This window comes from Rhodoblastus sp., from assembly GCF_052145335.1.
Lineage (GTDB): Bacteria > Pseudomonadota > Alphaproteobacteria > Rhizobiales > Beijerinckiaceae > Rhodoblastus.
Map to the genome: position 1 here is coordinate 19,491 of NZ_JBKQOU010000045.1, position 8,266 is coordinate 27,756.

Annotated in this window: 8 protein-coding genes; 3 read left to right on the top strand and 5 right to left on the bottom strand. The window is 62.4% G+C overall.

Annotated elements, in window-relative coordinates; all coding sequences use genetic code 11:
• Positions 1–2 precede the first annotated feature (2 nt).
• The 4 genes from secA to hemC all read right to left on the bottom strand — a co-directional run bounded on the left by secA (position 3) and on the right by hemC (position 5,114).
• Positions 3–2,813: a preprotein translocase subunit SecA gene (secA, locus tag ACLP2E_RS03030; protein WP_442462225.1), complete on the bottom strand. Its 2,811-nt coding sequence runs from the start codon at positions 2,811–2,813 to the stop codon at positions 3–5.
• A gap of 277 nt (positions 2,814–3,090) precedes the next feature.
• On the bottom strand, positions 3,091–3,480 hold the full coding sequence (locus tag ACLP2E_RS03035) for a DUF2147 domain-containing protein (protein WP_442465112.1): 390 nt from the start codon (positions 3,478–3,480) through the stop codon (positions 3,091–3,093).
• A 24-nt stretch (positions 3,481–3,504) separates the two neighbouring features.
• Positions 3,505–4,188, bottom strand: coding sequence for a uroporphyrinogen-III synthase (locus ACLP2E_RS03040; protein WP_442462229.1), 684 nt, complete (start codon positions 4,186–4,188; stop codon positions 3,505–3,507).
• 5 nt (positions 4,189–4,193) lie between these two features.
• Positions 4,194–5,114: a hydroxymethylbilane synthase gene (hemC, locus tag ACLP2E_RS03045; RefSeq protein ID WP_442462223.1), complete on the bottom strand. Its 921-nt coding sequence runs from the start codon at positions 5,112–5,114 to the stop codon at positions 4,194–4,196.
• A 122-nt stretch (positions 5,115–5,236) separates the two neighbouring features.
• Here hemC and tsaD point away from each other — a divergent pair, with 122 nt between their 5' ends.
• Genes tsaD through ACLP2E_RS03060 form a run of 3 tightly spaced genes read left to right on the top strand, consistent with a single transcriptional unit; the run spans position 5,237 to position 7,866 of the window.
• Positions 5,237–6,310, top strand: a complete 1,074-nt coding sequence (tsaD, locus tag ACLP2E_RS03050; RefSeq protein WP_442465113.1) for a tRNA (adenosine(37)-N6)-threonylcarbamoyltransferase complex transferase subunit TsaD — start codon at positions 5,237–5,239, stop codon at positions 6,308–6,310.
• Positions 6,311–6,316: 6 nt separating this feature from the next.
• A complete protein-coding gene (locus ACLP2E_RS03055) occupies positions 6,317–6,877 on the top strand; it encodes a phospholipase D-like domain-containing protein (RefSeq protein ID WP_442462221.1) in 561 nt (186 codons plus the stop codon).
• The gene (locus ACLP2E_RS03060) at positions 6,874–7,866 is read left to right on the top strand and encodes an NAD(P)H-dependent glycerol-3-phosphate dehydrogenase (protein WP_442462220.1); all 993 of its coding nucleotides are present in this window, start codon (positions 6,874–6,876) and stop codon (positions 7,864–7,866) included. The genes ACLP2E_RS03055 and ACLP2E_RS03060 overlap by 4 nt, the downstream gene beginning before the upstream one ends.
• A 34-nt stretch (positions 7,867–7,900) precedes the next feature.
• Here the strand turns inward: ACLP2E_RS03060 and ACLP2E_RS03065 are convergent.
• The coding region (locus tag ACLP2E_RS03065; RefSeq protein WP_442465114.1) for a DUF3597 domain-containing protein at positions 7,901–8,266 on the bottom strand (366 nt) is incomplete at its 5' end.

Consider the following 8,266-nt stretch of genomic DNA (forward strand, 5'->3'; position numbering starts at 1 on the left):
CCTCAGGCCAGCACACCGTGGCAATGTTTGAATTTCTTGCCTGAACCGCAGGGGCAAGGTTCGTTGCGGCCGATACGGCCCCAGCTCGACGGATCGTCGGGATCGCGCGTAGCAGGCTCTTCCGAAGTTACGCCGAGCGCGCGCGGCGAAAAATCGCCGGAGGCGATACGCGCATTGATCTGCGCCAAAGCCAATTCGTCCTCGCCAGTCAACGGATCGACATGAGAGGCCTGCATCGCCGGCAATTGCAAATCGGCGGGTCGCTCCTTCGCCACTTCGACGCGCATCAGCTGCGCTGTCACGATTTCGCGCAGGCGCGTGATCAAGGCGTCGAAAAGTTCGAAAGCCTCGGACTTGTATTCGTTGAGCGGATCGCGCTGAGCCATGCCGCGCCAGCCAATGACCTGGCGCAGATGATCGAGCACGACCAGATGTTCGCGCCACAAATGATCGAGCGTCTGCAGCACCACCTGTTTCTCGATATAGCGGGTGATTTCCGGAGAATTGGCTTTTTCGCGCGCCGCATAGGCTTCGTCCGAACACTTTAGCAGCCTTTCTCGCAATTCCTCATCGGCAATGCCCTCTTCCTTGGCCCAATCGGCCAAGGGCAAATCCATATTGAGCTGAGTCTTGACCTCTTCGGAAAGGCCGGCAATGTCCCAGGCTTCGGGATAGGCGTCATGCGGAACGTGGCGCGCGACCAGATCCTCGACCACGCCGTGGCGCATTGCCTCAATGGTCTCCTCGAGCGATTCCTGCGCCATCATTTCGCGGCGCTGCTCGAACACCACCTTGCGCTGGTCGTTCATCACATTGTCGAATTTCAACACGTTCTTGCGCATGTCGAAATTGCGCGCTTCCACCTTCTGCTGCGCCTTTTCCAGCGCCTTGTTGATCCAGGGGTGAATGATCGCCTCGCCTTCCTGAAGGCCGAGTTTCCGCAGCATGGCGTCCATGCGCTCGGAGCCGAAAATGCGCATCAGGTCGTCCTGCAGCGACAGGAAGAATTTCGACTTGCCCGGATCGCCCTGACGGCCGGCGCGACCGCGCAGCTGATTATCGATGCGGCGGCTTTCATGCCGCTCGGTGCCGATGATATACAGGCCGCCGGCGGCGAGCGCCTTCTGCTTGAAATCGGCGATTTCCGCGCGAATGCCCTGTTCCCTCGCTGCTTTGGCCTCGTCTTCGAGGCCTTCGCATTCCTGCTTCAGCCGCATGTCGAGATTGCCGCCGAGCTGAATGTCGGTGCCGCGACCGGCCATGTTGGTGGCGATGGTGATCGCCCCCGGCACGCCGGCCTCGGCGACGATATAGGCTTCCTGCTCATGGAAACGGGCATTGAGCACGGCGAAATTCTTCGACGGCTTTCCTGAGCGAGCAGAGGCGTAAAGCCTGTCCAGCGCGCCGGGCGCGCCGAAATCGATCATCTTGTAGCCCTTGCCCTTCAAGAAATCGGCAAGCTGCTCGGATTTCTCGATCGAGGTGGTGCCGACCAGCAGGGGCTGGGCCTTGGCGTTGGCGTCCTCGATTTCCGTGACGATCGCGGCGAGCTTTTCGGCGCCGGTGCGATAGACCTCGTCATCGGAATCGATACGCACAATTGGCATATTGGTGGGAATTTCCACCACGTCGAGCTTGTAGATTTCGGCGAATTCCTCCGACTCGGTGGAAGCCGTGCCGGTCATGCCCGCCAGTTTCTTGTAGAGACGGAAATAATTCTGGAAGGTGATCGAGGCTAGGGTGACGTTTTCCGGCTGCACCTGCACGCCTTCCTTCGCCTCCAGAGCCTGATGCTGGCCTTCCGAATAGCGCCGGCCCGGCATCATGCGGCCGGTGAATTCGTCGATGATCACTACTTCGCCGTTGCGAACGATGTAATCTTTGTCCCGCTGGAATAATTTGTGCGCACGGAGCGCCTGGTTGACGTGGTGGACCAGCGTCACATTGGCGGCCTCGTAAAGCGAGCCCTCGGTCAAGAGCCCCGCCTCGGTGAGCAATTGCTCCATATGCTCGTTGCCGGCTTCGGTGAGGTTGCTGGTGCGCTGCTTCTCATCGAGCTCGTAATCTTCCGGAACGAGCTTGGGGATCAGCTTGTCGATGGACATATATAGATCGGAGCGGTCGTCCGAAGGACCGGAGATGATCAGGGGCGTGCGCGCCTCATCGATCAGAATGGAATCCACTTCATCGACGATGGCGTAGGCATGGCCGCGCTGAACCATCTGGTTCAACTCGTATTTCATGTTATCGCGCAGATAATCGAAGCCGAATTCGTTATTGGTGCCATAGGTGATGTCGGCGGCGTAAGCTTGGGCGCGTTCCACGTCATCGAGACCGTGGACGATGACGCCGACGCTCAGGCCCAGGAAATTATAAATGCGGCCCATGTTTTCCGAGTCGCGGCGGGCAAGATAATCATTGACCGTAACGACATGGACGCCGTTACCGGTCAGCGCGTTGAGGTAGCAGGCCAGCGTCGCGACGAGGGTCTTGCCTTCGCCGGTGCGCATTTCGGCAATGGCGCCCTCGTTCAACACCATGCCGCCGATCAGCTGCACGTCGAAATGACGTTGGCCATAGGCGCGTTTGGCCGCCTCGCGCACGGTGGCGAAAGCCGGAACGAGCAAATCGTCAATTTTCACGCCGGCCGCGAGCTGGGCGCGGAACTCGTCGGTGCGGGCGCGCAGGGCCTCGTCGGACAGAGCGGCGATTTCCGGCTCCAGCGCGTTGACCGCAGCAACCTTCGGCCCGTAGGTTTTCAACCGGCGATCGTTGGCGGTGCCGAAGATTTTTTTTGCAAGGCTTCCCAACATTCCTAGGACCTTTCAGAGCAGCGCTGCAGCGCGCCGCAATCTGGTAGAAAACATGCGCCCGGCGAGACGGAACCGCGAGCGCGCCGCCCCAAAGGCTACGCCGCCCCTATGTCGGGAGCCCTCGGGCCGAGAACAAGACTCTGGGCCTTGTTCGGGCGTTCCGCGACATTGGTTTGACAAAAAGCGCCGCGGACCTGAGAAAAATGCGCGCGAGGAATAGAAGCGGGGCGCCGCCTTGTCAACGCGGGGCCGGTTTCAACACCGACGCTGGTCGCTTTCAGCGTTCCCGTTTCCAGGTCTCTCCGCCGCAGAGGCCACCGCCCGGCAGACAACCCTTTATCTTCAGATGCGCCTCATCTCCGACCGCGATTTCACTTTCATAAGTCTTGCCGTCGTCGAGATTGAAAATGGGCCCCCGCCAGACCGCTCCCTGGCGCTGCATGTCGAGCAGGATTTTTTGCCCTATCGCTGATTTTTCGCCAGGCCCCGGCGCCGGAGCGGAGGCGACATAGCCGCACAAGGCGCGCCCACATGGTTTGATTTCAATCAAAGCCGACCCGTCCGCGACGCGCCACAGCCCGAAGGGCGCCCTCGGCGCCTCCGCTCGGACGGAGTGGCAGCAAGCAAGCAAGCTCGCGGAAACCAAGGCGGCGGCCAACATTCTCATCCCCGTGTCTCCCGCCCGACCTTCCTACGTCCGAAGCAGGGTCATTAACGATTCTTCGTCGGGTTGGGAAGAAGCGATGATTTTTTCCTCCGACGCCCAGTCGCGGCAAACCGAGGCGGTCTCGACGGACAGGCAGAAATGGCAAAGGAATCGCGCGGAATCGCGCCCCATCAACGCCAGAGCGAGAGCGGCGCTGCGTGGCGAATAATGCAGGACGGCGTCGATTTCCTTGCGCGCCAAGGCGGCGCGTATGCTCTCCGGCCAGGCCGTGACGGGTCGAGCCTCGTAGGTCTCGACGATTTCGACCCGCCAATCCTTTGCTCGCAAAAGCCGCTCCAATAGGCCCTTGCGCTCGCGCCCAGCAAGATAAAGTGCGGATTTGGCGTTGCCTTCCGCCAATAACATGGCCGCGAGCGCCTCGCTGTCAGCGCCGACGCAATGGACGGAAAGCCCAAGCTTTTGTCCCACGTCCGCAGTTTTCGCCCCGACACATGCGAGCGGAAGCGCGGCAATGGCGTTAGAAGGCGGAAAGCCAAAAAAAGCCTGGGTGCTAGTCGCCAAAAGCAAATCGAAAGCTTCGTCCGATGGATGGGCCCCAGTCGGAACGATTTCTAAAACCGGCGCCAAAAAAGGGTGATGACCGAGGGCGACAAGTTTTTGCGCCGTCTGCGCCGCCTGATCGTGCGGCCGCGTCACCAGCACGCGCATGGCGTTCAAAAGCTCAACAGGTCAGCCGGCGCAGCGGCGAGGATTTTTCGCGCCGCCGTCTCACCCAGCAGCGCCGCATCTTTGACCGGCCCCTCGATATGGGCGTCGATAGCCTCGGAGCCATCCTTGCGTAGGACGATGCCATAAAAACCCAGCCGCTCGCCGGCGACCACCGCATGTCCCGCGATGGGAGTGCGGCATGAACCGTCCAGCACAGTGAGAAAAGCGCGTTCCGCAGCCAGCGCATGGCCGGTCTCGACGTCACAGATTTCCGTTAGGTCCGCCTGGATGCGAGCGTCGTCCTTGCGTGCGGTGATAGCGATGGCGCCCTGCCCGCAGGCCGGCGGAAACAGGTCGAGCGGCAGGATCGAAGTCGCCTTTTCCGCGAGGCCGAGGCGTTTCAGTCCAGCCAGCGCCAGCAAGGTCGCGGCGAATTCGCCGCTTTCGACTTTCCGGAGCCGGGTCTGGACATTGCCGCGCAAAAGTTCGACCTGAAGATCGGGGCGCAGGCGGCGGATCATCGACTGCCGGCGCAACGACGCCGAGCCGACCCGCGCGCCCTGAGGCAGATCAAGCAGGGTCTTCGCCACACCGCCGATAAAAGCGTCGCGCACGTCTTCTCGCGGCAGATAGCCGGCGACGATGAGCCCGTCCGGCAAACGAGTGGGCAAGTCCTTCGCCGAATGGACAGCTATGTCGATCGCGCCCTCCAACTGGGCCTGATCCAGCTCCTTGGTGAACAAGCCCTTGCCGCCGACGTCGCTCAGCGGGCGGTCCTGGAGCATGTCACCGCTGGTCTTGATGACGACGATTTCAAAATGCTCTTCCGGCGCGCCATGGACCAGAGCCAGACGGCGGCGTGTCTCATGCGCCTGGGCCAGCGCCAGCGGGCTGCCGCGCGTGCCTATTTTCAACCAGGACGCCAATTTCCGCTCCAAGCCATTTTGATTTGATCGGGGGGAGGACTATAGGGAAAAGCAGCCGGCGGCGAAAGCGGCCGGCGAAATTTTCGCGCCCTCGCGGGGGCGAGGCGTCGATGGAGTCGCGGATGCGGGCGGGTTTGCGGGTCTTGGGCATCGAGAGCACATGCGACGAAACGGCCGCCGCCGTGGTCGAAGCAGATTCCATGGGACGAGGCAAGATTCTCGCCAATGCCGTGCTAAGCCAGATTGCCGAACATGCGGCCTATGGCGGCGTGGTGCCGGAAATCGCCGCCCGCGCCCATATCGAATCACTGGACCGTTTGATACGCCGCGCCCTCAACGAGGCCGATTGCTCCATCGACGATCTCGACGCCATCGCCGCCGCAGCGGGGCCGGGATTGATCGGCGGCGTCATGGTCGGGCTGACCACCGGCAAGGCCATCGCCCTGGCGGCCAACAAGCCCTTTATAGCCGTCAATCATCTCGAAGCCCATGCTCTGACCCCTCGCCTCACCGACGGGATCGACTTTCCCTATCTGCTGCTGCTGGTCTCCGGCGGCCATAGCCAACTGGTCGCGGTGAATGGAATCGGCGACTATCGTCGGCTCGGCTCGACGGTGGACGATGCGCTCGGCGAGGCTTTCGACAAGGCGGCCAAACTGCTCGGCCTGCCCTATCCGGGCGGACCGCGCGTCGAACAGGCCGCGATCGGCGGCGACCCGATCCGATTCGATTTTCCGCGCCCGATGGCGGGGCGGAAAAATCCCGATTTCTCCTTTTCAGGATTGAAAACGGCGGTGCGGCTTGAGGCCGAGCGCATCGCGCCCTTGACCAATACCGATGTCGCCGATCTTTGCGCCTCGTTTCAGGCGGCGGCGGTGGACGTGATCGTCGATCGTTGCCGCGCCGCCTTGCGCCTGCTTGCCGACGCGCCGCAGCCGCTGAATGCGTTGGTCGCGGCAGGCGGCGTCGCGGCCAATGGGGCCATCCGCCGCGCTCTGGCGCGATTCTGCGCCGAAACTGGACTGAAGCTGGCGCTGCCGCCGCCTGGGCTCTGCGCCGACAATGGCGCCATGATCGCCTGGGCCGGACTGGAGCGTTTCCGCGTCGGCCTCGTGGACGGCATGGATTTCGTGGCTCGGCCGCGCTGGCCGCTCGACAGCCAGAATGAAGATTCCCGCTGGCATGGCAAGGCGTGAGGTTTCATGCGCACGCTCAAATTGTTCTTGCTGGTCGGCGCTTTGATCCTGGCGATCATGGGAGAGCGAACCTTTCTGCAATCGCGCGAGCCTATGGTCGTTCCTGTGCGGATCGCCTATGGCCCAGCGCAGGGTTTCGATTCGATCGATCCCGAGTTGATCGGAAGGGCGAAGAAAACCATCGACATGGCCGCCTATGTGCTGAGCGACCAGCGGGTGATCGAGGCGCTTTCGCGGGCCGCGAGCCGAAATGTGCAGGTCCGCCTCTATTTCGACCCCGAACAATTCCGCCGCATTGGCGGCGTCAACGACAATGTTTCGGCGTTGGTCCATCAGCCCAATGTGCGAGGCATGATCAAGGCCGAACAGAACGACCTGATGCACATCAAGGCCTATGCGGTTGACGGGCGCTGGCTGCGCACCGGCTCGACCAATTTCTCCTGGTCCGGCGAGACCCGGCAGGACAATGACATTGTCGTCATTGATAGTCCGGACGCGGCGGCGGATTTCACCCGCCAGTTCGAAAAGCTCTGGTCGCGCCACGACAACCGGGAGGCCGACCGATGAGCCGTAACGCAACGCTCGCCGTGGTCGGCGCTGGGGCCTGGGGCACAGCGCTGGCCAATATGGCCGCGCTTTCGCACACAAAGGTCTGGCTCTGGGCGCGTGACCGGGCGCATGTGGAAACCATGCGCGAAACGCGGCGCAACGATCGCCGCCTGCCGGGACTGGCGCTGGCCGCTGAAATCGAGCCGACCGCCGATATCGCTTGCGTCGGCGAGGCGGATCATGTGCTGGCGGTCGTTCCGGCGCAGAGTTTGCGTGAGACTGCTACTTCTTTACGCGGACATTTGCGGCCCGGGTCGGCCGTGGTCAGCTGCGCGAAGGGAATTGAAAGGGCGACCGGCTGCTATATGCGTGAGATACTAGCGGAGGTTCTGCCCGGGCAGCCCGCCGCCGCGCTTTCCGGCCCCAGTTTCGCTGTCGATCTGGCGCGGGGCCTGCCAACGGCGGTCACGCTGGCGGCGGAAAAGATCGAATTGGCGCAATATTTATGCGGAAAGCTCGCCGCGCCGCATTTCCGGCTTTACCGTTCGAGCGATCTTGTCGGCGTTGAAATCGGCGGCGCGGCGAAAAACGTGCTGGCCATCGCCTGTGGCGTCACGATGGGGCGCGAATTGGGCGCCAGCGCCCATGCGGCGCTGCTGGCGCGGGGTTTCGCGGAACTGATGCGGTTCGCCGTGGCGCAGGGCGCGCGTCCAGAGACCATCATGGGGCTGTCAGGGCTTGGAGACTTGGCATTGACCTGTTCGTCGCCGCAGTCGCGCAATTATTCTCTGGGCTTCGCCATCGGGCGCGGTGAAAAGCCGCAGGAGGCCGGTCACGGTAAATTGACAGAAGGGGCTTGGACCGCGCCGATCCTGACGCAAAAAGCGCGCGATCTGGGCATCGAAATGCCGATCGCCGAAGAGGTGACAGCAATTCTCGCGGGCCGCGTCGATGTCGGCGAAGCGATCGAGGCCTTGATGAGCCGGCCCTTCAAGGCGGAAGGCTAAACGGCGCGCCGGGTCGGCGCGCCTTTGTCGAAAATTACTTCTTGGCGAGCAGGTCGGCCGGCACCTTCCCGCCATTGGCGGCGACCAAAGCGATGACCTTCTCGTGCAGCCAGATGTTCATCTTGGCCGAATCGTTGGTGTCGCCGTCATATTTCAGCTCGGAGGCCAGCTCCTTGCGATGCGCAAGGCTGGAGTCGATGCCCAGAACCTTCAAGAGGTCGACGTTGGAAACGCGCCAATCGAGGGTTTCCGGGTTCTTTTCGTTGAGGTCATCGAGAACGGCGACGATGTCGACCTTCTCGGCGATGTCGGCGGGAACGGTGGCCGGCGCATCGGTGGTCGCAGCAACTTGGCCAGCGGCGGGCGCAGCAGCTTCGCTAGCGGGGGCGGACGCAGGCGC